We start from the raw sequence: 25752 nt of genomic DNA on the forward strand, positions 1-25752 counted from the left end.
CAGTCCCCCAGACCCGGTTCGGGAGCCGCTGGGCCGCGCGGGGCACTGGCACCGGGGCCGTCCGGACGACGGCACCGGTGCCCGCGCCCCGCGCGGCCGCACAACTGGCACCGCGCGGCCGGGCCGCACCCTCGCACCAGTCCTCATGTCCGTCTTCGCGTCGCCTGCATGGCAATGCAACGCAATGCAATGCAGTTCGCTCTGCACATCGGCTGTTTCCCAGCGGTGCGCGACACGATGGTGGCACTCTGCTGAACAGCAGATACGCAAAGTAGAGGCATGTAGTCGGAGGTGCACGTCCGTGGCGTCCAATGTCAATCCCACCGTCAGGCGACGCCGGTTGGGCCAGGAGCTCCGCAGGCTCCGCGAGCTCAAGGGCATGACGGCCGAGGAGGTGGCCGAGCGCCTGCTGGTCTCGCAGTCGAAGATCAGCCGCCTCGAGAACGGCCGCCGTTCGATCAGTCAGCGCGATGTACGCGATCTCTGCGGGGTCTACGAGGTCGAGGACCACCGCATCGTCGACTCGCTCATGCAAATGGCCAAGGACTCGCGCCAGCAAGGCTGGTGGCACTCCTTCGGCGACATCCCGTACAGCGTCTACATCGGTCTGGAGACGGACGCCGCGTCCCTGCGCGTGTACGACCCGCAGGTCGTCCCCGGCCTGCTCCAGACCCGTGCGTACGCGGAGGCGCTCATCACCGGCGCACTGCCGGAGACCACGCCGACGGACATCGAGAAGCGGGTCCAGGTCCGCGTCCGCCGCCAGGAGCGCATCAACGCCCCGGAGAATCCTTTGCGCTTGTGGACCGTCCTCGACGAGTCCGCGCTGCGCCGCGTGGTCGGCTCCCGGCATCTGATGCGCGACCAGTTGGAACACCTCGTGGAGCAGTCACAGTTGCCGCATGTGACGGTCCAGGTGATTCCCTTCGAGATGGGCGCGCATCCCGGCCTGAATGGCCAGTACGCGATTCTCGAGTTCCCGGACGCGGCGGACTCCAGCGTCGTCTACATCGAGGGCGTCACCAGCGACCTCTATCTGGAGAAGGCCAACGACGTGCAGCAGTACAGCGTGATGTACGAGCATCTGCGGGCACAGGCCCTGAATGTGGATCAATCACGCCAACTCATCGCAGACATCGCGAAAGAGTATGCACGCTGAGGCATACGTCGCGTATGCGACCGCCTCATGAGGAAAAGCGCCGCACGGTACACCTACCACTCGGCGAGGCGGAAGACCCCAATGGAATATGCCATCCGGTCGAGTGAACGCTCCCTTCACTCAGCGATGTTGGCGAGTAGCGTCATTCACGCCATCAAGCAACATCTGTTGGCGCAGCCGCTGTCGGCGGTGACCGCAACTCAACAACTGGGCAAACCGGAGTAAACCATGGCGATTCATCAGGGCGCTACGAATACGTGGGTCAAGTCCTCGTATTCCACGGGAAACGGCGCGTGTGTCGAGGTCAAGTCCCCTCTTGCGACCGCGATTTCGGTCCGGGACTCAAAGGTCACCGAGGGCCCCGTCCTCGCCTTTCCCTCCGACTCATGGCGCGCGTTCGTCTCCGAGGTCGGCCGGGAGAAGTAACGAGAGATCCACAATTGCATAAGCAGCACCGATTGAGCCCTCTCGACTGGCCCGCCGTCCCGGCCGAGGGGGCTCGGCCTTTCTCCGAGCTGATCGGCTAGCGAAGCTGATCGACGTACGTATCCGTTCCCGGCACCGTGGGAATGAACGGAGCCACCAGTTCCACTTTTCCGAGCCCTGATTCCGCCACCGCGTCCGCGCGCCCGGCGAAATGCTCCTGCCAGCAGTCCCGCGGATCGGCCTGCAGGAACCAGAGCAGCGTGAGCCGCGTGTCGACTCCCTCCACCTGCTTCACGTACGTCATGCGGTCCCCCGGCAGCGGAGTCGGCCGGAAGATGGTCACCATCGCGGCCGGAGACCCGGCGAGCGCACGCGGCAGGTGCCTGGACCGCAGCCACTCCAGCAGCTCCGCCCGCTGCGCGCCCGACTCGGCGTCGACGACTTCGAGCACGAGGCCCTGGTAGGGGTGGTCGAGCGCGTGGAAGTCACGGGGTCCGGCCGCGCCGTCGCGGTAGACGGTGGCCTCGTGGTCCTGGAAGGCCGTGAACACGTGCGTGCGGTCCTGATAGACGCGGCCGTCGCGGTTGAGGCGCTTGTTGATGCCGACGGTCCACTTCATGTGCTCGTCGTAGCGGCCCTCGGTGACCCAGTACGTGGAGAGGTAGCAGCCGGCGGTCACGGGTTCGGCGATCGCTGACTTCTCGGGGTGGCGGAGGAGCTGGAGTTCGCGGGGAGCGACCCAGCGGCGGCCCGCGTACATCCAGGGCATGGCCATCGCGCCGGCGTAGTAGTGGTCGTCCTCGTACCAGCGGTTGTACGCGTACTCGTGGCCCGGGTGCGGCTCGACCATGGTGATCAGGGCGTGGCCCGGGTGCACGCCGTACGGGCCGACGGCGGCCAGTTCGCCGTAGACCTCGCTGCGGGTGTCCTCGCTCATGAGTCTTCCTTCCTCCGGTGGACGCCCATACTCTGACGCCCCGTCAGCAAAACTGCCAGAGCCTGGAGGGCCCCCATGCGCTCGCTCCTCGAAGGAAAGACCGTCGTCGTCTCGGGGGTCGGCGCGGGCCTGGGCCACCAGGTGGCGGCCGCCGTCGTACGGGACGGGGGCCGGGCAGTGCTGGGGGCGCGCACGGAGGCGAACCTCGCCAAGTCCGCCGGGGAGATCGACCCCGAGGGCACGCGGACGGCGTACCGCCCGACCGACATCACCGACGAGGCCCAGTGCGAGGCGCTCGCGGACCTGGCGCGCGAGCGGTTCGGCGGAATCGACGCGGTGGTCCATGTGGCCGCCTGGGACAGCTACTTCGGCGGAGTGCAGGACGCGGACTTCGCCACCTGGCAGCAGGTCATCGACGTCAATCTGCTCGGCACGCTGCGGATGACGCGGGCCTGCCTGCCCGCACTGAAGGAACAGGGCGGCTCGGTGGTGTTCATCGGCACGCAGTCGGCCGTCGCGGCACCCTCGCAGGTGCGGCAGGCGGCGTACGCGGCGTCGAAGGGGGCGCTGACGTCGGCGATGTACTCCCTGGCACACGAGGTGGGCCCTGACCGCGTCCGGGTGAACACCGTGCTGCCCGGCTGGATGTGGGGTCCGCCGGTCGAGGCGTACGTCCAGTTCACCGCGCACACCGAGGGGGTGCCGGAGACGGAGGTACGGGATCGCCTCGCGGCGCGGATGGTGCTCCCGGAACTGGCGACGGACGGGGACGTGGCGGACGCCGCGGTGTTCCTGGCGTCGGACATGGCGCGGGCGATCACGGGACAGTCACTGCTGGTGAACGCGGGTGAGCTGATGCGGTAGAGCGCTCGGCGGAACAGGCTACGGCGGTACGGGACTTGGGTCCCGTACCGCCGTTTTCGTGTGCTCAGGGTGCTCACAAACCCGCTGCCGAGACCCTCGCCTGCCAGTCAAGTATGTGAACGAAGGTCAGTAAACAGAACGATTTTACTCGCTCTTGACCTTCTTGCCGGTTGTCGGCAACGCACACCCGAACCCACGATGAGCGGGCACTTCAAGGCCGCCCAGGTCCGTATGTCACGAAACTGGCGAAGTGCACGGCATAACAGCACAGTTCACAAGGCGGACCCCTGGAGGGGGCACATGAACAGTCTCGACTGGGCCGTGCTCATCGGCTACTTCGGCATCATGGTCGCGATCGGCGTCTGGTCCCACAAACGCGTGGACAACGTGAGCGACTTCTTCACCGCGGGCGGCAAGATGCCCTGGTGGCTGTCCGGCATCTCGCACCACATGTCCGGCTACAGCGCCGTGATGTTCACCGGGTACGCGGGCATCGCGTACACCTACGGCGTCACGTCCTTCATCACCTGGTCGTTCCCGATCGCGCTCGGCATCGCCATCGGCTCCAAGCTCTTCGCGCCCCGCATCAACCGGCTGCGCGGACGCCTGCACGTGGCCTCGCCGCTCGAATATCTGAAGAACCGCTACAACCTGAAGACCCAGCAGGCCCTCGCCTGGTCCGGGATGCTCCTGAAGATCGTGGACGTGGCCGCCAAGTGGGCCGCCATCGCCACCCTGCTCTCCGTCTTCACCGGCATCTCGATCAACCAGGGCATCCTGATCACCGGCGTGATCACCGCCATCTACTGCACGATCGGCGGCCTGTGGGCGGACGCGCTCACCGAGCTCGGCCAGTTCATCATCCAGCTCCTGGCCGGTGTCGCGATGTTCGTGGCCGTGGTGTCGAAGCTGGGTCCGCACGGCGGCTTCTTCGGGGTCTGGGACGAGCCCGAACTCGCTGGCCACGGAAAGCCGTTGGTCGGCCCGTACGGCACGATCTTCCTGCTCGCGTTCCTCTTCATCAAGCTCTTCGAGTACAACGGCGGCATGCTCAACCAGGCCCAGCGCTACATGGCCACGTCGAGCCCCAAGGAGGCCGCGCGCTCGGCCCGGCTCTCGGCGGTGCTGTGGCTGGTGTGGCCGGTCATCCTCTTCTTCCCCATGTGGATGTCCCCGCTCCTGGTGGACGCGCAGAAGCCCGACGGCTCGGACTCGTACGCCCTGATGACCGAACAGCTGCTTCCGCACGGCCTGTTGGGCCTGGTCATCGTCGGCTTCTTCTCCCACACGATGGCCATGTGCTCCTCGGACGCCAACGCCATCGCCGCGGTCTTCACCCGGGACGTGGCACCGGTGATCTCCCGGCAGGCCAGGCTCTGGAACGAACGCTCGGGCCTGCTCGCCGCGCGTCTGACGACCGTCGTCTTCCTCGGCCTGTCCATGGCGGTGGCCACGCAGGTCAACTCGCCCGCGTTCAAGGACATCATCACGGTCGTCATCAAGTGGGTGGCGGGCCTGATGGGTCCGATCGCCATCCCGATGATGCTGGGTCTGCTGCGCACGTTCCGCAAGTCGGGTCCGACCGCGGCGCTCACCAGCTGGTCGATGGGTCTGCTCGCCTTCTGGCTGGTCAACTACCCGATCAACTGGAGCGTCGAGGGCGGGGTGCCTCTGGAGTACCAGGTCTCGATCCCGCTGGCGGTGTCGCTGATCCTCTACATCCTGGTCGGCTACCTGAAGCCGGAGGACACTCCGGAGCGGGACGCGATCATCGAGAAGATCAACACGGATGGCGATGGCTCCGCCGGTGCTGCAGTGATTCCGCCCCCGGCCGGGGAGGCTGACGACGTAGTCACCCCGCAGGGTCGGCTGCCGTAATTCACCGGCTTCGCCTAGTTCGTCCTCAAACGCCGGACGGGCTGGAAGACTCCCCGGGCAGGGTGTCTTCCGGCTCGTCCCTCGCGCGGGGAACCCCTCAAGCCCGCGGATACCGCGCAAGCCACCCCGGCGACGACACCGCGGGCCCGTGCAGCGCGGGCCCCTGCGTCATCTCCATCGCGAAGTCGTCCGCCAGCTCGAGGATCGTGGCCCGCCCCTCCAGCTCGGTGAGCCAGGCGGGCGGCAACGCCGTCTCGCCGTGCAGCGCGCCGAGCAGCGCCCCGCACAGGGCGCCCGCGGCGGCCGACGAACCGCTGTGGTTGACCGCGAGCCGCAGCCCGTGGCGGATGTCCTCGCCCACCAGGGCGCAGTACACCGCGGCGGCAAGGGCTCCCTCGGCCCCACCGTCCCCCATCAGCTCCTCCACCCGGGAGGGAGTGGGCATCCCCTGCCGCACGGCTCCCAGGGCGTGCTTCAGCGCGTCGGTCACGGGCTGGTGGCCCGGCCGGGCGGCGAGCAGGGCGAGCGCCCGCTGGATGGCTCCGTCCAGGGAGTCCCCGCGGGCGAGACCGTGGACCAGGATGGTGTGCGCGCCGGCGGCGAGATAGGCGGTGGGGTGCCCGTGCGTCTGGACGGCGCACTCCACGGCGAGCTGCAGCACCAGCTGTGGCTCCCAGCCGACCAGGAGCCCGAAGGGCGCGGACCGGGTGACGGCCTCGGCGCCCTGCTCGCCCGGGTTCTTGGGGGCTTCGAGCGTCCCCATGGTCTCGTCCCCGAACCCGATCAGGCAGGCGCGGGCGGGCGAGCGGCGCGAGTAGAGCCACTCCTCGCGGGCCAGCCAGCCGTCTTCCTTGCGCCGCTCGTCGGGCCCCCAGTCGCTCTGGGTGGCCGCCCAGCGGCGGTAGGCGCGGTGCAGGTCGGTGGGCGGATGCCAGGCGCCGGTGTCGCGCCGCACCTGGGCGCGTATGAGTCCGTCGACGGTGAAGAGGGTGAGCTGGGTGGCGGCGGTGACGGCGCCGCGTCTGCCGTGCGCGGGGGCGGGTTCGGTGAGGCCCTCGGCTCCGTGGGCCTCGCGTATCTCGTCCAGGCTCAGCGCGTCGACGGGCGCGCCGAGCGCGTCCCCGACGGCGGCTCCGAGGAGAGTGCCGCGCACCCGGCTGCGGAAGTCCTGCTGCTCGGCGCGCCCCCACACTCCGGTGGCTGCTGCGGTGCTCACGGCACCTCCTCCCCTGGCTCGCCCCCTGCACTTCCGCGCATGTTCTGCGCAGCACTGTAATCGACCGGGAACGGTCGGTTCAGGGTCGATGCGATTTCTAAGGAGACGCCCTTCAGGTCACTTTTGACCGGCCTTCACCTGGGCTTTCAGAGATCTCCGCAGGACGGCTGCGAGCTCCACCGCTCCCGGAACGCGTCCCTCGCCGCGCGCACCCCGGCCAGGCGCGGCGCCAGGTGGGACCGGTCCGCGCCGGGGGCGTCGTAAAGCTCCGTGAGGAGGTCGGTGAGTTCCGCCAGGTCTTCCCAGTCGACTTCCGGGGGCGGTGCGGCCAGGACGCGGTCCAGGCTCGCGTCGAGGGACGTCCAGTCGGCCACGGCCGCGGCGGACACCACGTCCACGCAGTCGTCGGATACGGAGAGCGGCGCCTCCCGCGGCTGCCAGAGGCGGGTCGCCTCCTGCCACAAGGGCAGGGCCGCGTCGCACCCCTTCGCGCCGCTCTCCGTCAGCGCCAGGACGAACGCCCCGGCCACCGCGTCGGCCTCGACGAGCGTCCGCGCCGCCTCCCGCGCACGGTCCCACTGCCCCGTCATGCGGTAGGCCTTGGCCAGCTCCTCGGAGTCGTCGGGGTCATCCGCGTCCAGCACCGCGAGCGCCCGCTCCGGAGCGCCCGTCCACATGTGGAGCTCGGCTCTCTTGCGGCGCGCCCAGTCGAGGTCCGCACCGATCTCCGCATAGTGCGCCAGATCGGCGAGAGCCTGCTCCCAGTGGCCGGAGGCCAGGGCGTTCTCCGCGCGGACGACGCGCGTCCAGCCGTCGTCCGGTTCCGCCTCGACCGCACGGTCGAGGTCCGCCGACGCCTCCGCGTAGCGGCCCAGTTTGCGCAGCGTGGAGCCGCGCAGGACCCGCGCAAGCTGGTACCCGGGGGCCATGTCGAGCACCCGGTCGAGAGCGGAGCAGGCTTCCTCGTGGCGCCGGAGATCGTGCAGGACCGCGCCGCGCAGGTACAGCAACCCCTCGCTGTCCGGCCGCAGCGCGCAGGCCCGGTCGACGTCGGCGAGCGCGCGCTCGTGATCGGCCAGGACCCGGTGCACGCCTGCCCGTTGGGTCAACGCCCAGGCGTTGCCGGGGTGCAGATCGAGGGCCCGGTTCAGGTCGGCGAGCGCCTCCTCGTGCCGCCCGAGGTCGTTCAGCGCGGCACCGCGGCTCGCGTACGCCGACGCGTACGCGTCGTTGAGCCCGATCGCCCGGTCGTACTCCGCGAGAGCCTCCTGCGACTTGTCCGCGGTACGCAGGGCGTCCCCCCGCTCGCACGCGACGAACGCCGACTGCGGGGACATCCGGGCCGCGCGGTCCAGGTCCGCCATCTGCTCCGTGCGCTGCCCGCGGTGGCCTCGTATCCGCGCACGGCGCGCCAGCGCCCAGGCGTACTCCGGGTCGAGTTCCACCGCCCGGTTCAGGTCCGCGAGGGCCTCGTCGTCCTGCTCGATGCTGTACTGGGCGGCGCCCCGGGACGCCCAGGCGTACGCGTCCGCCGGCTGGAACGCGATCGCCCGGCTCAGGTCCCTGATCGCCTCGCCCCAGTTGCCGAGCACCCGGTGGTACTCGCCCCGCAGCCGCAGGGCCCGGTGGTAGTCCGGGTCCACGGCGATGGCACGGTCGAGTTCCGTGATCGCGGCGGCGAAATCGCCCTGCTTGGCCCGGGTCGACCCCTTGCCGTAGTGCGCACGCGCCAACTCCGGTTCCAGGGCGAGAGCGCGGTCGTACTCGACCAGCGCTTGCTCGTACGCCCCGCTCTCCCGCAGGTCGCGCCCCCGCAGCATCCGCGCGACCGCCTGCCCCCGCACGTCGAGACCGGCCCGGTCGGCCAGCAGTCCCAGGGCGTCGGCGCACGCGTTCTCCGACAGCGCCGCCAGCAGATCCCGCCCCCACCGCCCGGCGGCCGCCGCGCCCGCGTCCTCCCCGGCGTCCACCAGGAGCTGCGCCCAGCGCCGGGCCACGACCTCGCCCACGTCGCAGGCGTCGACGACCTCCCGCAGGACGGCGGGCAGCGCTCCCCGCTCCCCCGCGCACAGCAAGTGGTACGACTCCGCGAGCCGCAGCTCACGCCACGTCTCCGACTCCCACAACTCCTCCGCTTCCACGCCCGCTTCGGCCTCCGTCCGCCATCCCGCGAACGTCTGCGCCAAGCGGCCGTGCGCCTCCGTCCACCCGCGCGGCGACCCCCTGCGCTGCGAGCGGAGCATCGGCGCCCGCACCACGTCGTGGTACTGCACCCGGTCGCCCCGGTCACTCACGAACGGCAGCCCCCGCAGCCAGCCGAAGAGGCCCGGCACCTCCGCCTGCGCGCAGATCCCCTCCGCCGCCGCCCGGAACACATCCGCGTCGAGGCGCCTTGGCAGCGCGCACGCCAGCGCCACCGCCCTGCGCACGGGGTCCCGCTCCCACTTCAGGAAGCGCTCCACCGCGGTGGCGCTCGGGTCACCCACGTCGTCCGGGGCCGCGGGCCTGCCTTCGGCGAGGGTGGAGACCAGGACGGGCAGGCCGCCGGAGAGCCGCAGGACCTCCTCCACCACCGGCTCCGCCACCACGCCCTTCCCGGCGAGCAGCCCCCGCGTCTCGAGCTCCGTGAAAGGGCCGAGCGGCACATCCATGACGAAGTCGCCGTAGCCGCCCCACCGGGCCGTGTCGAAGGGCTGCTGCCCGGCCGTCACCACGATCACGTCGGCGGGCAGCGCGCCGTGCCGGTCGGTGAGCATCACGTCGTGCAGCCAGCTGTCCAGGAACGGCGCCGTCCTCTCGTACGTGTCGAAGAAGAGCACGATCCACGGCGATTCCTTCGCCGCGTCGGCCAGTTCGGCCAGGAAGACCGGCGTGAGGACCCGCTCCGGGGACAGGACCAGCTGGACGTCGTCCTGATTGCCGAGCCGCGCGCTCAGGCCCGCGCGCAACCTGTCTGCTCCTTGGGCGAGTTGGGCCGGGTCCACCGCTCCAGCGAAGGCCCCCACCCCCGGCAGCAGGCCGAGCCCGACCAGGCTCGCGCGGGCGGCGGTCATGCTGCCGGTGGAGGGCGCGGGCCCTCCCGCGGGACCTGGCTCCTGGCCCGCGGCCTCGAACATCGCCGCCGCCGAAGCCGATTCCGCTTCGTGCCGGCGCTCGCGGTGGGTCGCAAGAAGCCGGTTGAGGTCCTTGCAGCGGCGGCCCCGCAGAGCGAACTGGGCGGCGATCGCCGCCATCGCCTCGGGCACACTGCCGACCGCCTCGTCGACGTACGCGGTCAAGGCACCCTGCTCGCGGGCGAGTTGCTCCCACTCCCGCACCAAGGACGTCTTTCCGACACCGCCGATCCCGTGGACGTGGAACAGGAAACGGTGCCGTTCGTCCGCGGGAGGGGTGTCGAAGTTGGCCCGGAACGCGTCGAGTTCGCCGCGGCGGCCGACGAACCCCGCCCGCCTGCGCCGACGAATCAGCTCCTGCATGGACGGTTGTTCCGCCCCCGCCGACGCCATCACCGGACCCACCCTTCCCCCGCGCTCCCGACTGCCCTGCGCCCAGTGTTCCACCCACCCCAGGACGGCGGGCCGAAACCGTGTGGCGGGAAACGGAGGGCAACGTCACGGGAATGTCCGGGCGTCGTAACAAGAAACCTGCGGGGTACAACCACTTCTCTGATGCGCCTGTCTTCCCTGGTGTCACAGCAGTTACCCCACAGGAGGACCAGTGCGTCGCTCACTCATAGCCGCCGTCGCGGTGACCGCGCTCGCGACCCCGCTCGCCGTCGTCGTCACGGCCGGTTCCGCCTCCGCGGCGCCCGCCGCGGCAGGCAAGTCCGTGACCGACTTCAACCATGACGGATACGCCGACCTCGCCGTCTCCGCGGGCGGCGGCGCCGTGGACGGCGTGGCCGGCGCGGGCTACGTCTCCATCGTGTACGGCTCGGCCTCGGGCCCCGACACCGCGCACGCCAAGCAGATCAACCGCACCACCCCCGGCATCCCCGGCGCCCCCGAGGAGGACGGCAGCTTCGGCGCGTCCACCGAGGCCGGTGACTTCGACGGCGACGGATACACCGACCTCACCGTGAGCAACGGCAAGACCGACGCGGTGGTCTGGGGTTCCGCGAACGGCCTGACCCAGGGCGCCGAGCTGCCGGGCGACTACGTGAACGAGCTGAAGGCCGGCGACTTCAACGGCGACGGCAAGACCGACCTCGTCGCCAACTCGCAGAGCACCCTGAAGGTGAACTACGGCCCGTTCACCCGCGACGGGAAGCCCGCCTCCACCTCGTCCGTCGAGAACGGCGACGACGGCCCGCAGAACCTCATGGTGGGCGACGTCACGGGTGACGGCGCCGACGACCTGGTGACCGGCCACGCCATGGAGGAGATGCAGCACTCCTCGCGCCTGTGGAAGGGCACCAAGGAAGGCCTGTCCAAGACGTCGACGCCGACCAAGAAGTTCACCACGAACGGCGTCATCGCCGACGTGGACAAGGACGGCTACGGCGACCTCGTGGCCCGCGAGGTCGACGAGGTGTCCGAGATGCAGGTCTACGACGCCGGCGCCGTCCGGGTCGTCTACGGCTCCGCGTCCGGCTTCTCCAACCGCACCGCGAAGATCACGCAGGACACGGCCGGCGTCCCCGGCGTGGGCGAGCAGGGCGACCCCGACCTGAACGACAGGGGCGACCAGTTCGGCTACTCGCTCTCCGCGGGCGACGTCACCGGCGACGGCTACCCGGACATCGCGGTCGGCGTGCCCGGCGAGGACGTCGACTCCGCCGGGGACACGGGCGCCGTCGTCCTCCTCAAGGGCGGCGCGAACGGCCTGACCGGCACCGGCGCCCAGGCCTTCAACCAGAGCACGGCCGCCGTCCCCGGCGTCTCGGAGGGGAACGACAACTTCGGTGAGGAGGTCAAGCTCGCCGACGTGAACAAGGACGGCCTCGCCGACCTGACCGTGGGCGTGCCGCAGGAGGACGGCACGACCAAGGACTCCGGCGCCGCCTGGCTGTTCCGCGGCGCGAAGACCGGCCTGACGACGACCGGCATCACGTCGTTCAGCCCGTCCTCGCTGGGCACCCCGGAGGCCGGCGCCTACTTCGGCGCCGACATCTCCTGACCCCCTAGGGGGCTACTCCAGCACCGGAAGCAACTCCGGGAGGTGGCCGTCCGAAGCGGCGGCCGCCTCCTGGCGCTCCACCGGCACCTCTCCGTACAGCGTGGTGCGCGGTTTCGCCGGGCGCCCCGCCTCCTCCGCGATCGCGACGAGATCCTTCACCGAGCGGTACGAGCCGTAACTGGAGCCCGCCATCCGGGAGATGGTCTCCTCCATCAGCGTGCCGCCCAGGTCGTTCGCGCCCGAGCGCAGCATCTCCGCCGCCCCCTCCGTGCCCAGCTTCACCCAACTGGTCTGGATGTTCGGGATGTACGGGTGGAGCAGCAGCCGCGCCATCGCCACCACCGCGCGGTTGTCGCGGGTGGTCGGCCCCGGCCGTGCGATGCCCGCCAGATAGACCGGCGCGTTCGTGTGGATGAAGGGCAGCGTCACGAACTCCGTGAAGCCCTCCACGCCCTTGGCCAGCGCGTCCCGCTGCATCCCGGCCAGCGTGCGGAAGTGCCCGAGCCAGTGCCTGGGCTGGTCCACGTGCCCGTACATCATCGTCGACGAGGAACGGATGCCCAGCTCGTGGGCCGTGCTCACGACCTCGATCCACGTCGCCGTCGGCAGCTTGCCCTTCGTCAGGACCCAGCGCACCTCGTCGTCGAGGATCTCCGCGGCCGTCCCGGGGATCGAGTCCAGGCCCGCTTCCTTCGCGGCGCTGAGCCAGTCCCGTATCGAAAGGCCGGTCCTGGTCGCGCCGTTCACGACCTCCATCGGCGAGAACGCGTGCACGTGCATGCCCGGCACGCGCTCCTTCACGGCCCGCGCGATGTCGAAGTACGCCGATCCGGGCAGGTCCGGGTGGATGCCGCCCTGCATGCACACCTCGGTGGCACCGACCTCCCACGCCTGCTGGGCCCGGTCGGCGACCTGGTCCAGGGAGAGCGTGTAGGCGTCGGCGTCCGTGCGGCGCTGGGCGAACGCGCAGAAGCGGCAGCCGGTGTAACAGACGTTCGTGAAGTTGATGTTGCGCGTGACGATGTACGTGACGTCGTCGCCGACCACGGACTTGCGCAAGTCGTCCGCGATGCCGCACAGCGCGTCCAGGGCGGGCCCGTCCGCGTGCAGCAGCGCGAGCGCCTGCTCGTCCGTCAGGCGCGTCGGGTCGTCGGCTGCCGTCTTCAGGGCCGCCCGTACGTCTCCGTCGATGCGCGAGGGGACCATGCCGGGCGCGGCCTGCTCCCGCAGGGCCTCCCAGTCGCCGTACACCTCGTCGAAGTCGTCGCGCCGGTCCGACGTGCGGCCCGTCGTGTCGATCGTGCGGTGCAGGTCCGTGCGCCCGGACGAGGCGACGTAGCCCTCGTCGGGCTCCTGCCAGGGCAGGCCGCTCGGCCGGGCGTCGGGGTTCGCGAGGCCCGTCTCCGGGTCGACGAGGGCGCGCACGTGCGGCAGGAGGCGCGGGTCGAGCCAGGGCTCGCCGCGCTCGATGAACTCCGGGTAGATCGTGAGGCGTTCACGCAGCTCGAAGCCCGCGTCGGCGGTCCTGGACGCCAGCTCGTCGATGTGCGGCCAGGGGCGCTCGGGGTTCACGTGGTCGGGCGTGAGGGGCGAGACGCCGCCCCAGTCGTCGATGCCCGCGCCGATCAGGAGGGCGTACTCGGCGTCCACCAGGTTCGGCGGCGCCTGGATGCGGGCGCTCGGGCCCAGGATGTGCCGCGCCACCGCGATGCACGCGGCGAGCTCCTCCAGCTCGGCGTCCGGCATGCCGCGCATCGCCGTGTCCGGCTTCGCGCGGAAGTTCTGCACGATGACTTCCTGGATGCCATGGTACGAACGCTGCGTCGAGCGCAGGCGGAAGAGCGCGTCCGCCCGCTCCTCGTACGACTCGCCGATGCCGATGAGGACACCGGTGGTGAAGGGGACGTTCGAGCGGCCCGCGTCCTCCAGGACCCGCAGCCTGACCGCGGGCTCCTTGTCGGGCGAGCCGTGGTGCGGGCCGCCCGGCTCGCTCCACAGCCGGGTCGCCGTCGTCTCCAGCATCATGCCCATGGACGGCGCGACGGGCTTGAGCCGCTGCAGGTCGGTCCAGGTCATGACGCCCGGGTTGAGGTGCGGGAGCAGGCCCGTCTCCTCCAGGACACGGATCGCCATCGCGCGGACGTACGCGAGGGTGTCGTCGTACCCCTCCGCCTCCAGCCACTCGCGGGCCTCGGGCCACCGGTCCTCGGGCCGGTCGCCGAGCGTGAACAGGGCCTCCTTGCAACCCATCTCGGCGCCGCGCCGGGCGATGTCGACGACCTCGTCCGGCGAGAGGAACATGCCGTGGCCCTCGCGCCGCAGCTTGCCGGGGACGGTCACGAACGTGCAGTAGTGGCACTTGTCCCTGCACAGCCGCGTCAGCGGGATGAAGACCTTCTTCGAGTACGTGATGACGCCGGGCCGCCCGGCCGCGGCGAGGCCCGCGTCACGCACCCGCGCGGCGGACGCGGCGAGGTCCTTCAGGTCGTCGCCGCGCGCCTGGAGCAGCACGGCGGCCTCGGCGGTGTCGAGCGCGACGCCGTCCCTGGCGCGTTTGAGCGCGCGACGCATGGCGTTCGCGGTGGGCCGTGTCGGCGTCGGCCCCTGGGGTGCTTTGTCCTGCGGCGCGCTGTTGGTCATCCTCCGAGCATACGAGCGACCGCTCGGAGAAACAGCTACAGGTCAGTGCGGGTTGGCGGGGGCGGGTGTGAGGTGCACGTATCGCTGGAACCCGTCGAGCGCGCGCAGCACCTCCGCCTCTCCGCGCGCCGGGAGCTGCACGATGACCTCGTCCACGCCGAGCTCCGCGTAGTGGGCGAGCTTGCCCTCGGTCGGCTCGACGGCGGACAGCGCCACATACAGGTCGGCGGGGTCGCGGCCCGCGTCCGCCCAGGCGGTGCGGAGTCCGGGGAGCGCGTCGCGCAGACCGCCGCCGCCGATGGGCAGCCAGCCGTCGGCGTACTCCGCGATGTGCGCGAACAGCTTGGGCCCGGCGGCCCCTCCGATGAGGGTGCGGGGGCCGTACAGCGCGCCGTCCTTCCGCGTGCGGGGAGCGCGCACCGGCTTCGGGTGCGCCTCACTGGCACGCACCCTCCCGAACTCCCCTTCGTACGCCGTCGGGTGCTCGGCCCACAGGGCCCGCATGACCGCCATCCGGTCCCGCACGAGGGCGCGCCGCGTGCGCCACTCGACGCCGTGGTCGGCGGCCTCCTCCTTGTTCCAGCCGTATCCGATGCCGAGGGTGAACCGGCCGCCGGAGAGATGGTCCAGGGTGGCGATCTGCTTGGCGAGGTCGATGGGGTCGTGCTGCCCGACGAGCGTGATGTTCGTGCCGAGCCCAAGGCGTCGCGTGACGGCGGCGGCCTGGGCGAGGGCGACGAACGGGTTCAGCATGCGAGCGCACTCGGGCGGCAGTTCACCGCCGGGGTACGGGGTTTCGCGGGACACCGGGATGTGGGAGTGCTCGGGCAGGTACAGCGCCGCGAAGCCCCGCTGCTCAAGTTCCTGGGCCAGGCGGATCGGCGTGATGGTCTCGTCGGTGAGGTAGAGGGTGGCGGCAACTCGCACGGGAGGGCCTCCTGTTGTCACTGCTGTCGCTGGCGGGGCTCACTTACTAGCCGTCAGCGGCGCAGGAGTCCATGCCGTACCCGCACCTCGCGTCCGCCGCTTGTGGTACGCGACGGTCACCGCGAGGAGCAGCGGAGCCCACAGGAGCAGCGGCGCGTAGCAGACCACCAGGAGCGTCTGCTTGGCCACGCTGTCCGTGACGCCGGGCCCCAGATCCGCGACCGCGGCGTACACGAACCAGCCGGTGATCAGAAACAGCCCGGCGGCCCCGAGCAGCGCCGGCACCACCGCGGCGAGCGGCCGCACCCGGCGCCCACCGAGCAGCGGAACCCACCCCGGCACGACCTCACCCCACCCCCGCACCAGGCCGAGCGTCAGCAGGGCGAGGCACTCGGAGACGACGCTGAGCCCCAGGACGTAGACCATCTCGCCCCAGCCCTCCACCGGCATGTCGGCCACGGGAAGCCCGGCGACCAGGGCAACACGCCACAGCCCCGACGGCAGGGTGGCCAGTGGCACGGCGTGGGCGGCGAGTACGGCCCACCGGGGAACACCGGGCAGAGCGCTCATCTTCAGCATGGACCTCATGCTGGCCGCGACCGCGGCCCCGTCACATCGGCGTACGGTCCGATCACGGGCACCGGTCCTCCGCCGCACGGGGGAGCAGAAAATCCGACCACCTAGCGCGGCTCCCGAACTACCCTGGCGCCCGATGAGCAGAAGACGACGCAAGAAACAGACACAACAGCTGGTCATGGCGGCGCAACTGGGCTGGACCGGGCAGGTCAAGGCCCTGCTGCGGGCCGGGGCGAACCCCAAGGCCCCCGACCCCGACGGCACGACACCGCTGTACGGCGCGTCCGTCCACGGCGCGGCGCCCGTCGTCCGGGCGCTCCTGGAGGCGGGCGCCGACCCCGACGTGGAGAGCGGGCACGGAGACCAGGGGACGCCCCTGTGCGGGGCGGCGTGCTGGGGTCACACCGACGCGGTGCGCGAACTGCTCGCCCATGGAGCGGACCCCAACCTCCGCGAGGACCACGGCACCGGAAACTCCCCGCTGCGCTGGGCGACGCAGGGCTCCCACACGGAAACGGCGGACGTGCTGCGGGCCGCCGGTGCGGGCGCCTAGGCGTGGGGCTCTCGGTGGCCTAGGCTCCGCCTGAACCGGGGTATTCCGGCGAGTTCCGGGGGAATTGGGGGGCTCCATCATGCGACTTCGTCTGGCGACCGTGCTGGTCCTGCTCGGCGCGCTGCTGGGGGGCACGGCTTCTGCCGGGGCCCACGCGGCCGCTCCACGGACCGTGGCGGCCTCGGCCACGGCTGCTGCTTCTTCGGTTGCTTCTTCTTCGGGGGCGTACGCGACATCGGGGGCGTACGCGACCGGGGTCGTCACCGTCCGGACGGACACCAAGGCCGCGGACGAGGCGCAGTCCAAGCCCAAGAAGAAGAAAAAGAAGAAGTCCAAGGGCGGGATCGGGCTGATCATCGGGATCATCGCCGTCATCGCGATCATCATCATCGTCATGGTCGCCGTCCGCCGCGTACGCAAGGCCCGACACCACGGGTGAGCCCGACACCACCCGTAAGTCTGTCAATCGCCTTCCCTTGACGGGAAGTTCACGGCTCAATACCAGGGTTGCCCTGCAGTCCCTTCCGACACCCTGGGGAGCCGACACATGTGCGAGGACGAACACCACCGGGCCAGACCCGCCAACACACCCCTGAACCGGCGCGGTCTGCTCGTGACGGGAGCCGCCGCCGCGCTTACGTTGAACAGCGTGAGCTTCGCGAGCGCCGCAGGGCGTGCATCCGGAAGTGGCGACGAGACCAAGGTGGTGCGCGGCACGCTGCCCACCGGGTCACCCGACTTCGTGTACCTGCCGGTCGAAGTCCCGGACGGCGTACGGGAGATCCACGTCGCGTACACCTACGAGAAGGTCACGGTCCCCGCGGGCACGCAGGGCAACGCACTCGACATCGGCATCTTCGACCAGCGCGGCACCGCGCTCGGCGGCAAGGGCTTCAGGGGCTGGTCGGGCGGCGCCCGCACCGAGTTCTTCATCCGCGCCGACGAGGCGACGCCCGGCTACATCCCGGGCCCGGTCAAGGCGGGCACCTGGAACATCGCGCTCGGCCCGTACACGGTCGCCCCGCAGGGCCTGCCCTACGAGGTGACGATCACCCTCAAGTTCGGGGCGCCCGGCAAGACGCCCAGGCCCACCTACCCCCCGGAGCGGGCGAAGGGGCGGGGCCGCGCCTGGTACCGCGGCGACTGCCACCTGCACTCCTGGCACTCGGACGGCAGGCGCACCCCCGCCGAGATCGCGGCACTCGCGCGCGCCGCCGGCCTCGACTTCATCAACTCCTCCGAGCACAACACCCATTCCGCGCACGCCCATTGGGCCGAGCACGCGGGCGACGACCTCCTGGTGATGCTGGGCGAGGAGATCACCACCCGCAACGGCCACGTGGTCGCCCTCGGCACGGACCCCGGCACGTTCGTCGACTGGCGCTACCGCGCCCGCGACAACCGCTTCGGCAAGTACGCCCGCGAGGTCCGCGACGCGGGCGGCCTCGTCGTCCCCGCCCATCCGCATGCCACCTGCATCGGCTGCAACTGGAAGTTCGGCTTCGGCGAGGCGGACGCGGTGGAGGTGTGGAACGGCGCGTACACCCCGGACGACGAGATCTCCCTCGCCGACTGGGACAGCACGCTGGTCACCGCCGTCCGCGGCCGCAAGCCCTGGATCCCGGCCATGGGCAACAGCGACGCCCACCGCGACCCCGACCCCATCGGCACCCCGCAGACGGTGGTCCTCGCGGACGACCTGACCCGTGAGGCCATCCAGGCGGGCATCCGCGCGGGCCACAGCTACGTGGCCGAGTCCAAGAACGTCTCGCTCAAGTTCACCGCCACCGGCGGCAGGGGCAAGCAGGCGGGCATCGGCGACCGCCTCTACGTCGAGCAGGACGCCCCCGTCACGGTCCGCCTCGACGTCACGGGCGCCCCCGGCTGCACGATCCGCTTCGTCACGGACCAGGGCGTGCTCTTCACGGCCCCCGCGCTCCCCGCCTCCGGGAGCGGCACCGCGGAGTGGCGGACGACGCCTTCGTACGCGGCCTACGTGCGGGCCGAGGTCCGCAAACCCCCGACGGTTCCGACCCTCCCGGGCCCCCTGACGGCCTTCACGAACCCGATCTTCCTGGGCCGCGGCTGAGGACCGTCCGACAGCTGACGCCCCCCCCGGCCCCGCCCCTGACCAGGGGCGGGGCCGTCCTTCGCGGGGCAGGCGCATAGGGTCGGTCGACCACCAGCAACCCTGGAGAGCCGTTCCATGCCGTCCGCCAAGCCCCGCCTCCTGCTCGTCACCGACCTCGCCTACGAGGCACGGGGCCGCCGCTACTGCGACGAGGACATCGCACTCGCCTCCCGCCTGCGCGAGGACTTCGACACGGCGCTGTGCCATCCCCTGGACGCGGCCGCGCTGACGGACTCCTTCGACGCGGTGCTGATCCGCAACAGCGGCCCGGTCCTGCACCATCAGGCGGCGTTCGACGCCTTCCGCGCCCAGGCGCTCGCCTCGGGCACCCGCGTCTACAACCAGCTGACCGGCGGCGCGGACATGGCGGGCAAGCAGTACCTCGTCGATTTCACGGCACAGGGCCACCCGGTGATCCCCACCGTCGACCGCCTCACGGACCTCGAAAAGCTCCCGGACACCGCCGAGTACGTGATCAAGCCCAAGCAGGGCGCGGACTCGATAGGCCTGAAGATCCTGACCCGGGCCGAACTGCCGGAGCACGTCGGCGCCGGGGACACCTTCCTCGTCCAGCCGCGCATCGACTTCACGTACGAGGTGTCGTTCTACTTCATCGACGACACCTTCCAGTACGCCCTGCACGCACCGCACCCCGACAAGCGCTGGGTCCTCGAGCCCTATACCCCGGCCTCGGCCGACCTGGTCTTCGCCCAGCGCTTCATCGACTGGAACACCGTCACCCACGGCATCCAGCGCGTCGACGCCTGCCGCACCCGGTCGGGAGAGCTGCTCCTGGTCGAACTGGAGGACCTCAACCCGTATCTGTCCCTGGACCTCGTCCCCCGGGAACGCCGCGACGCCTTCCTCACGAACCTGAAGGCGTCGCTGCACAAGCTGCTCGCGGGCTGAGGGTCAGTCCGCGACGACCAGCGCCGGAGTGTCCCGCTTCAGGACCTCGCCGCGGAAGAACGCCGGGCTCTTGCGGCCCATCGCCAGCATGATGACCACGCCGAGCAGCAGCAGGCCCACGCCGATCACGAAGACCGAGCCGACGCCGAAGACGGAGGATCCGCTGCCGTAGGCGGGGTTCCACATGTCGACGAGGGTCTTGAAGAAGACCGCGGTCAGCAGGATGCCGCCGAGCACCGGGAAGAAGCCCTTGAAGGCGAAGTCCCGTGCGGACGAGAACAGTTCGCGCCGGAAGTACCAGGCGCAGGCGAAGGCCGTGAGCGCGTAGTAGAAGCAGATCATGAGGCCGAGCGCGTAGATCGTGTCGACCAGGACGTGCTCGGAGACCAGCGTCATGACCGTGTAGAAGACGCCGGTGGCGACCCCCGCGACGATCGTGGCGCGGCCGGGGGTCTTGAACCGGGGGTGCACGCGCGCGTAGGACGGCGGCAGCGCCTCGTACGTCGACATGGCGAGGACCGTGCGGGCCACCGGGATGAACGTGGTCTGCAGGCTCGCGGCGGCCGACGCGAGGACGGCGACGAAGAGCAGGATGCCCAGGCCGTTGCCCATGATGGGCCCGGCGAGCGCGGCGAAGACGTTGTCGGACGTGTCCGGGTTGGCGAGGCCGAGCCCCGTGTCACCGGAGCCGACGGCCATCTGGGCGGCGATGCCGGTGGCGAGGTAGGAGCCGATCAGGACGACCATCGAGATGAGCGCGGCGCGGCCGGGGGTCTTCTCGCTGCCGGTGGTCTCCTCATTGGCGGTCAGGCACGCGTCCCAGCCCCAGAACATGAAGATCGACAGGGAGAGACCGGCCGTGAAGGCGCCGAAGGACTGGACGGAGAACGGGTTCAGCCAGGACCAGGAGAAGTCCATGGACCCGGCGATGTCACCACTGTCGGCCTTGCCCAGGGCCATCACGACGAAGAGCGCGAGGACCACGAGCTGCAGGCCGACCAGGAGGTACTGCACGCCCTTCGTGGCCGTCATCCCCCGGTAGCTGATCGCCGTCGCCGCGGCGATCAGGGCGAGGCACGTGAGGATGTGGACGGCCTTGTTGTCGTCCAGGGCGGCCACGGAGTCGCTGCCCGTGATCTCGCCCGCCAGGAGCCAGAAGTACGAGGTCGCCACACCCGCCAGGTTCGACAGGACGATGATCGTGGCGATGACCAGGCCCCAGCCGCACATCCAGCCGATCCGCGGGCCGAAGGCCTTGACCGTCCAGGTGAAGGACGTGCCGCAGTCCGGCATGGCCTTGTTGAGCTCCCGGTAGGCGAACGCCACCAGGAGCATCGGCAGGAAGCCCGCGAGGAAGACCGCGGGCATGGCGAGGCCGACCTCGCCGGCGGTGGAGCCGAGGGTCGACGTCAGGCAGTAGACGGGGGCGACGGTGGAGATGCCGATGACCGCGCTGCCCATGAGGCCCACGGAGTTCCCGCCGAGGCCTTTGGCGCGCACGCCCCCGTCGGGGGCGCCGCTTACCGTGTCTCCGGCCTGTGGCCGTACGTCCAACTGGGTCATGAACAGGACGTTAAGTCCTGCGGTTTCCATATACGGAGGATGAAGATCCGGATCTTATGGCTTGCAATCGACGGAGCAACCAGGGCAACCGCCATCGATTGAGCCCCCGACAACAGCGCGCACTCATTCATTGCCAGGCAAAAGCCAGACCGTCCGGTATGCGGGAACCGTAGCCCTGTCCGTTTTGCCCCAGTTCTAAAATTTCCCGTGCCGCTTCCCCCGTGTCACATACCGGACGCCTCAGCCCGGCCACACGATCGACTGCAGCTCGCTGTACGCGTGCAGCGCGTACGAGCCCACGTCCCGGCCCACCCCGCTCTTCTTGAACCCGCCGAACGGCGCCTCCATGTTCCGGGCGATCGTGTTCACGCCGACCCCGCCCGCGCGCAGCCGCCGCGCGACCCGGAAGGCGCGCGCCACGTCGCCCGACCAGACGTAGTCGAGAAGGCCGTAGTCGCTGTCGTTGGCCAGCGCGATGCCTTCCTCCTCGTCATCGAAGGGGACCACCACCACGACCGGGCCGAAGATCTCCTCCCGGACCACCCGCATGTCGTTCGTGCAGTCCGCGAGCAGCGTCGGGGCCACGTAGAAACCGCGGTCCAGGCCCGGCCCCGCCGGGCGCTCGCCACCCGCGACGACCCGTGCGCCTTCCTTGCGCCCCAGCTCGACGTACGACTCGATGCGGTCCCGGTGGGCCGCCGAGATCACCGGGCCGACGATCGTCCCCTTCTCCCGGGGGTCCCCCACCTTCATGAAGCCGATGTAGCCGGTCAGCTTCTCGACGAGGGCGTCATGGATCGCGCGGTGCGCGATCACCCGGGTCGGGGCCGTGCAGATCTGCCCGCTGTAGAAGGAGAACGTCGTCCCGATGCCCGCCACCGCCGCGTCCAGGTCCGCGTCCTCGAAGACGAGCGCCGCGCCCTTGCCGCCCAGCTCCATCAGCTGACGCCGCATGTCACGGCCGCACACCTCGGCGATCCGCTGCCCCACCGCCGTCGAGCCGGTGAAGCTCACCATGTCGACATCCCCCGAGTCCACGGCCGCCTCGCCCACCTCGGGCCGCGCGCCGCTCACCACGTTCACCACCCCCGGCGGAGCCCCGGCCTCCTCGAGCGCCGCCGCCATCCGGTACACCGACAGCGGGTCCTGCGGGGCGGGCTTCACCAGGACCGTGTTGCCCATGGCCAGGGCGGGCGCCACCTTGCCCGCCGGGTTGGCCCACGGGTTGTTGTACGAGGTGATGCAGGTGACGACCCCCACCGGCTGGCGGACGGTGAGCGCCCCCACGACGCCCGCCTTCCCCATCGGCCCCGCCTCGTTGATCTGCGGGGGCAGACCCGCCTCGACCGGTTCCAGCGCCCCCTTCGCGTACCTCTGAAAACGCGCCACCGACACCGCGACCTGCATCCCCCGCGCCGTGCCGGTCGTCGCGCCGCTCTCGGCCTGGGCGAGCTCCGCGTACGCGCCCAGGTCGCGCCGCATGATCGACGCGGCGCGGTCCAAAACCGTGGCCCGCTCCTCCGGGGCCGTACGCGACCAGGTGGCGAAGGCCTCACGGGCGGCGCCGGCCGCCGCGTGCACCTGCTCGCGGCTCGCCTCGGGAGCGAGCCCGACCACACCTTCGGTGGCCGGATTGATCACCTCGTAGTGCCCACCGGCGGGTTCGACCCACTCGCCGCCGATGAACAGCCGCTGCTCCTGCGCCCGCTGCCCCTCCGGGGGTCCGCCGCTCACTTGGTGCTCACCGTCCTGGTGTCGCGGCCCGAACGCAGCACCGTGCCCGGGGTCGCACCCGTCACGCGGTCCTCACGGATGGCCTCGACGCCGTTGACCCAGACGGCGTTGATCCCGATGGCCTTGGAGTCCAGGCGCGGACTGTCACCGGGCAGATCGTGCACGAGGGTGGCCTTGCCCGCGTCGATGCGCTCGGGGTCGAAGAGGACGAGGTCGGCGTGGAAGCCCTCCTCGATACGGCCCCTCTCCCGCAGCCCGAAGAGCTGCGCCGGATCATCGGTGAGCATCTTCACCGCCTCCTCGAGGCCCACCAGCTTCCGGCCGCGCAGACAGTCCCCGATGAAGCGGGTCGTGTACGGGGCTCCGCACATGCGGTCCAGGTGCGCGCCCGCGTCGGAGCCGCCCAGCATGACGTCCTCGTGCTGCCAGGTCTCCTGGCGCAGGGCCCACGAGTCGGGGTCGTTGTCGGAGGGCATCGGCCACAGGACCGTGCGCAGGTCATCGTTGGCGCAGATCTCGACGAGGCACTGGAAGGCCTCCTGCCCGCGCTCGGCGGCGATGTCGGCGACGACGCGGCCGGTGAGGCCCTCGTTCTCCTTGGAGTACGTGTCGCCGATGACGTACCGGTCGAAGTGCGCGAGCCGCCTGAAGACCCCGGCCTCCTTGCTGTCGGCGCGCCGCAGCATCTCGCCCCTGACGTCCGGGTCGCGCAGCCTGGCGATGCGCTCGGGCACGGGCAGGCCCAGTACGTCTCCCCAGCCGGGGATCAGGTTCAGGGCGCAGAAGGTGCCGAGCGACATGTTCATGGGGGTGAGGATCGGCATGGTCAGGGCGACGATCCGGCCGCCGGCCTCCCGGGCCCGCTCACTGGCGACCAGCTGGCGTGGCACGCGTTCGGGCACGGCGGCGTCGATGGTGAGGACGTTCCAGTTCAGCGGCCGGCCAGCGGCGGCGCTCATCTCGACGAACAGATCGATCTCGTCGTCGCTGAACTGATCCAGACAGCCCGCGACGATGGCCTCCAGCTGCGTGCCCTCGTGCTCGGCGACGGCCCGGCTCAGCGCGAGCAGCTCGGCGGGCTTCGCGTGCCGGGAGGCGACCGGCTGCCCGTCACCGTCGGAGTGCGTGGACGACTGCGTGGTGGAGAGCCCCCAGGCCCCGGCGTCCATGGCGTCATGGAAGAGCCGCAGCATCGCGTCCAGCTGCTCGCCGGTCGGCTGCCCGCCCACCGCGTCCGCGCCCATGACGTACCGCCGCAGCGCGCAATGCCCCACCATGAACCCGGCGTTGACGGCGACGCGCCCCTCCAGGGCGTCCAGGTACTCGCCGAACGAACTCCACGACCAGGGCGCACCCTCTTCGAGGGCCACCAGGGACATGCCCTCGACCTTCGACATCATCCGCCGCGTGTAATCGGCGTCCTCGGGACGGTCGGGGTGCAAGGGCGCCAGGGTGAACCCGCAGTTGCCGCCCGCGACGGTGGTGACGCCGTGGTTCAGGGAGGGCGTGGCGTACGGGTCCCAGAAGAGCTGGGCGTCGTAGTGCGTATGGGGATCGACGAACCCGGGAGCCAGCACGCGCCCCCGGGCATCTTCACTGGACCGGGCCTCTTCGGCCGCGGCCCCCGGCTCGGCAATGACGGCGATACGCCCGCCCCGGATACCGACGTCGGCGGTGTAGGCGGGGGCGCCGGTTCCGTCGACGACGGTCGCGCCTTTGATGAGGTGATCGAGCATGGCGGGAGAGGTCCCCCTTCGGAGAGCGGGTGGGTGGGCGGGAAACAGCCCGTCCGGCGCTTGAGGACACGCCCGAAGGGCGAAGAGGGGCACCCCGGCCTCCGTCCGGGAGGGGAGGCCGGGGCAGTCAGTGGTGACGGCTCAACCGCCGGAGGCACCCCGCATGCGGGACGTCCGATGCACGGGGTCCGTGTCAATCTTCGGAATCACATGCTCACCGATCAACTTGATCGTGTTCTTCGTGTCCTCGGGCGAAATCCCGATCGGCAGCCCGAAGCTGAGCTGATCCGCCCCCGCCTGCTCCCACCGCTTGCACTGCGTCAGCACCTCGTCCGGGTCGCCGCAGATCATCAGCTCCTCGGCGATGAGCAGCTCGATGATCTCCTCGGTGTACTCGGGGAGCAGCTCGGGCCACTCGGGGATGCCCTCCGGCCGCGGGAAGGTGTCGTGGTACCGGAAGAGCAGCGACTGCAGATAGTTGAGCCCGCCGCTGACGGCGATCTCCACGGCCTTCTTGTGGGTCTCGGCGCAGATCGCGGTGGAGGTCACCATGACGTTGTCGTTGACGAAGTCACCGACCGGCTCGGCGTTCTTCACGGCCGTCTTGTAGGACTCCAGGACCCACTCCATGTCGGAGACCTTCTGCACGCTGAAGCCGAGTACCCCGAGTCCCTTCTTGCCTGCCATCGCATACGAAGGGGGGGACCCGGCGGCGTACCACATGGCCGGGTGCGACTTCCCGTACGGCTTGGGCAGGACCTTGCGGGGCGGCAGCGACCAGTGTTTGCCCTGGAAGCCGACGTACTCGTCCTGGAGCCACATCTTGGGGAACTCGGCGATGGTCTCTTCCCAGAGTTCCTTGGTGTGGTTCATGTCGGTGATGCCCGGCATGAAGCCCAATATCTCGTGCGACCCGGCCCCGCGGCCCGACCCGAACTCGAAGCGCCCCTCGGAGAGGTGGTCGAGCATGGCGACCTTCTCGGCGACCTTGACCGGGTGGTTCACCGGGGCGAGCGGGTTGAAGATCCCGGAGCCGAGGTGGATGCGGTCGGTCGCGTGGGCGAGGTAGCCGAGGAAGACGTCGTTGGCGGAGAGGTGGGAGTACTCCTCCAGGAAGTGGTGCTCGGAGGCCCAGGCGTACTTGAAGCCGGACTTGTCCGCCTGGATGACGTACTCGGTCTCCTCGATGAGCGCCTTGTGCTCTGCTTCGGGGTCGACCTTGGCCCGCTTGGCGGGCACGTATCCCTGTACAAAGAGACCGAATTCCAAGGAGGTTCACCATCCTCGTGAGTATCTTCGAGTGACGAGTTTCTGACGAACCGTCAGATCGTGATGCGTCGACTGTTCCACCGGCCGCGGGGACCGTCAATACCCGCGGACGTCGA

General features: G+C 70.4%; 19 protein-coding genes. 9 read left to right on the forward strand and 10 right to left on the reverse strand.

Annotated elements, in window-relative coordinates; translation table 11 throughout:
• The first annotated feature begins 301 nt into the window (after positions 1-301).
• Entirely contained in the window at positions 302-1159 is an 858-nt protein-coding gene (locus AB0M70_RS20340; RefSeq protein ID WP_363211805.1) for a helix-turn-helix transcriptional regulator, read from the forward strand.
• A gap of 228 nt (positions 1160-1387) precedes the next feature.
• The gene (locus AB0M70_RS20345) at positions 1388-1585 is read left to right on the forward strand and encodes a DUF397 domain-containing protein (RefSeq protein WP_365821352.1); all 198 of its coding nucleotides are present in this window, start codon (positions 1388-1390) and stop codon (positions 1583-1585) included.
• Between the two features lie 97 nt (positions 1586-1682).
• Here AB0M70_RS20345 and AB0M70_RS20350 read toward each other — a convergent pair whose 3' ends face one another.
• Entirely contained in the window at positions 1683-2522 is an 840-nt protein-coding gene (locus tag AB0M70_RS20350; RefSeq protein ID WP_365821353.1) for a hypothetical protein, read from the reverse strand.
• Positions 2523-2597: 75 nt separating this feature from the next.
• Between AB0M70_RS20350 and AB0M70_RS20355 the strand changes: the two genes are divergently transcribed.
• Both AB0M70_RS20355 and AB0M70_RS20360 read left to right on the forward strand, forming a co-directional pair.
• Positions 2598-3386, forward strand: a complete 789-nt coding sequence (locus AB0M70_RS20355; RefSeq protein WP_365821354.1) for an SDR family oxidoreductase — start codon at positions 2598-2600, stop codon at positions 3384-3386.
• Positions 3387-3686: 300 nt separating this feature from the next.
• Positions 3687-5264: a sodium:solute symporter family protein gene (locus AB0M70_RS20360; protein WP_365821355.1), complete on the forward strand. Its 1578-nt coding sequence runs from the start codon at positions 3687-3689 to the stop codon at positions 5262-5264.
• Between the two features lie 97 nt (positions 5265-5361).
• Here the strand turns inward: AB0M70_RS20360 and AB0M70_RS20365 are convergent, their stop codons facing one another.
• The gene (locus AB0M70_RS20365) at positions 5362-6480 is read right to left on the reverse strand and encodes an ADP-ribosylglycohydrolase family protein (RefSeq protein ID WP_365821356.1); all 1119 of its coding nucleotides are present in this window, start codon (positions 6478-6480) and stop codon (positions 5362-5364) included.
• Positions 6481-6626: 146 nt separating this feature from the next.
• Complete coding sequence (locus tag AB0M70_RS20370; protein ID WP_365821357.1) at positions 6627-9956, reverse strand: tetratricopeptide repeat protein; 3330 nt, start codon at positions 9954-9956, stop codon at positions 6627-6629.
• A gap of 241 nt (positions 9957-10197) precedes the next feature.
• On the opposite strand from AB0M70_RS20370, the gene AB0M70_RS20375 reads away from it, so the two are divergent.
• Positions 10198-11598, forward strand: coding sequence for a VCBS repeat-containing protein (locus AB0M70_RS20375; RefSeq protein WP_365821358.1), 1401 nt, complete (start codon positions 10198-10200; stop codon positions 11596-11598).
• Between the two features lie 12 nt (positions 11599-11610).
• On the opposite strand, the gene AB0M70_RS20380 is transcribed toward AB0M70_RS20375, so the two are convergent.
• Genes AB0M70_RS20380 through AB0M70_RS20390 form a run of 3 tightly spaced genes read right to left on the reverse strand, consistent with a single transcriptional unit; the run spans position 11611 to position 15744 of the window.
• A complete protein-coding gene (locus AB0M70_RS20380) occupies positions 11611-14238 on the reverse strand; it encodes a bifunctional FO biosynthesis protein CofGH (RefSeq protein WP_365821359.1) in 2628 nt (875 codons plus the stop codon).
• A gap of 42 nt (positions 14239-14280) precedes the next feature.
• Entirely contained in the window at positions 14281-15165 is an 885-nt protein-coding gene (locus AB0M70_RS20385) for an LLM class F420-dependent oxidoreductase (protein ID WP_365821360.1), read from the reverse strand.
• Between the two features lie 39 nt (positions 15166-15204).
• A complete protein-coding gene (locus AB0M70_RS20390; RefSeq protein ID WP_365821361.1) occupies positions 15205-15744 on the reverse strand; it encodes a hypothetical protein in 540 nt (179 codons plus the stop codon).
• A gap of 133 nt (positions 15745-15877) precedes the next feature.
• On the opposite strand from AB0M70_RS20390, the gene AB0M70_RS20395 reads away from it, so the two are divergent.
• From AB0M70_RS20395 to AB0M70_RS20410, 4 genes are all read left to right on the forward strand, one after another.
• Positions 15878-16294: an ankyrin repeat domain-containing protein gene (locus AB0M70_RS20395; RefSeq protein ID WP_365821362.1), complete on the forward strand. Its 417-nt coding sequence runs from the start codon at positions 15878-15880 to the stop codon at positions 16292-16294.
• Positions 16295-16373: 79 nt separating this feature from the next.
• Positions 16374-16733, forward strand: a complete 360-nt coding sequence (locus tag AB0M70_RS20400; protein ID WP_365821363.1) for a hypothetical protein — start codon at positions 16374-16376, stop codon at positions 16731-16733.
• A 108-nt stretch (positions 16734-16841) separates the two neighbouring features.
• On the forward strand, positions 16842-18383 hold the full coding sequence (locus AB0M70_RS20405) for a CehA/McbA family metallohydrolase (RefSeq protein ID WP_365821364.1): 1542 nt from the start codon (positions 16842-16844) through the stop codon (positions 18381-18383).
• 117 nt (positions 18384-18500) lie between these two features.
• Positions 18501-19334 carry a hypothetical protein gene (locus tag AB0M70_RS20410; RefSeq protein WP_365821365.1) on the forward strand — a complete coding sequence of 278 codons (834 nt, stop codon included), beginning with the start codon at positions 18501-18503 and terminating at the stop codon, positions 19332-19334.
• 3 nt (positions 19335-19337) lie between these two features.
• On the opposite strand, the gene AB0M70_RS20415 is transcribed toward AB0M70_RS20410, so the two are convergent.
• The 4 genes from AB0M70_RS20415 to AB0M70_RS20430 all read right to left on the reverse strand — a co-directional run bounded on the left by AB0M70_RS20415 (position 19338) and on the right by AB0M70_RS20430 (position 25636).
• Positions 19338-20897 carry an APC family permease gene (locus AB0M70_RS20415; protein WP_365821366.1) on the reverse strand — a complete coding sequence of 520 codons (1560 nt, stop codon included), beginning with the start codon at positions 20895-20897 and terminating at the stop codon, positions 19338-19340.
• 240 nt (positions 20898-21137) lie between these two features.
• Positions 21138-22631: an aldehyde dehydrogenase family protein gene (locus AB0M70_RS20420; RefSeq protein WP_365821367.1), complete on the reverse strand. Its 1494-nt coding sequence runs from the start codon at positions 22629-22631 to the stop codon at positions 21138-21140.
• Entirely contained in the window at positions 22628-24367 is a 1740-nt protein-coding gene (locus tag AB0M70_RS20425; RefSeq protein WP_365821368.1) for a D-aminoacylase, read from the reverse strand. The genes AB0M70_RS20420 and AB0M70_RS20425 overlap by 4 nt, the downstream gene beginning before the upstream one ends.
• A 141-nt stretch (positions 24368-24508) precedes the next feature.
• Entirely contained in the window at positions 24509-25636 is a 1128-nt protein-coding gene (locus AB0M70_RS20430; RefSeq protein WP_363211823.1) for an LLM class flavin-dependent oxidoreductase, read from the reverse strand.
• Between the last annotated feature and the right edge of the window lie 116 nt (positions 25637-25752).

The sequence above is a fragment of the Streptomyces sp. NPDC051214 genome (assembly GCF_040682375.1).
Lineage (GTDB): Bacteria > Actinomycetota > Actinomycetes > Streptomycetales > Streptomycetaceae > Streptomyces.

What these genes read in the sequence shown, in the direction of transcription:
- AB0M70_RS20415 (WP_365821366.1), bottom strand. Translation starts at nt 20,897, where the DNA reads ATGACCCAGTTGGACGTACGGCCACAGGCCGGAGACACGGTAAGCGGC.
- AB0M70_RS20390 (WP_365821361.1), bottom strand. Translation starts at nt 15,744, where the DNA reads ATGCTGAAGATGAGCGCTCTGCCCGGTGTTCCCCGGTGGGCCGTACTC.
- AB0M70_RS20360 (WP_365821355.1), top strand. Translation starts at nt 3,687, where the DNA reads ATGAACAGTCTCGACTGGGCCGTGCTCATCGGCTACTTCGGCATCATG.
- AB0M70_RS20370 (WP_365821357.1), bottom strand. Translation starts at nt 9,956, where the DNA reads ATGCAGGAGCTGATTCGTCGGCGCAGGCGGGCGGGGTTCGTCGGCCGC.
- AB0M70_RS20395 (WP_365821362.1), top strand. Translation starts at nt 15,878, where the DNA reads ATGAGCAGAAGACGACGCAAGAAACAGACACAACAGCTGGTCATGGCG.
- AB0M70_RS20410 (WP_365821365.1), top strand. Translation starts at nt 18,501, where the DNA reads ATGCCGTCCGCCAAGCCCCGCCTCCTGCTCGTCACCGACCTCGCCTAC.
- AB0M70_RS20425 (WP_365821368.1), bottom strand. Translation starts at nt 24,367, where the DNA reads ATGCTCGATCACCTCATCAAAGGCGCGACCGTCGTCGACGGAACCGGC.
- AB0M70_RS20355 (WP_365821354.1), top strand. Translation starts at nt 2,598, where the DNA reads ATGCGCTCGCTCCTCGAAGGAAAGACCGTCGTCGTCTCGGGGGTCGGC.
- AB0M70_RS20400 (WP_365821363.1), top strand. Translation starts at nt 16,374, where the DNA reads ATGCGACTTCGTCTGGCGACCGTGCTGGTCCTGCTCGGCGCGCTGCTG.
- AB0M70_RS20350 (WP_365821353.1), bottom strand. Translation starts at nt 2,522, where the DNA reads ATGAGCGAGGACACCCGCAGCGAGGTCTACGGCGAACTGGCCGCCGTC.
- AB0M70_RS20345 (WP_365821352.1), top strand. Translation starts at nt 1,388, where the DNA reads ATGGCGATTCATCAGGGCGCTACGAATACGTGGGTCAAGTCCTCGTAT.
- AB0M70_RS20380 (WP_365821359.1), bottom strand. Translation starts at nt 14,238, where the DNA reads ATGACCAACAGCGCGCCGCAGGACAAAGCACCCCAGGGGCCGACGCCG.
- AB0M70_RS20405 (WP_365821364.1), top strand. Translation starts at nt 16,842, where the DNA reads ATGTGCGAGGACGAACACCACCGGGCCAGACCCGCCAACACACCCCTG.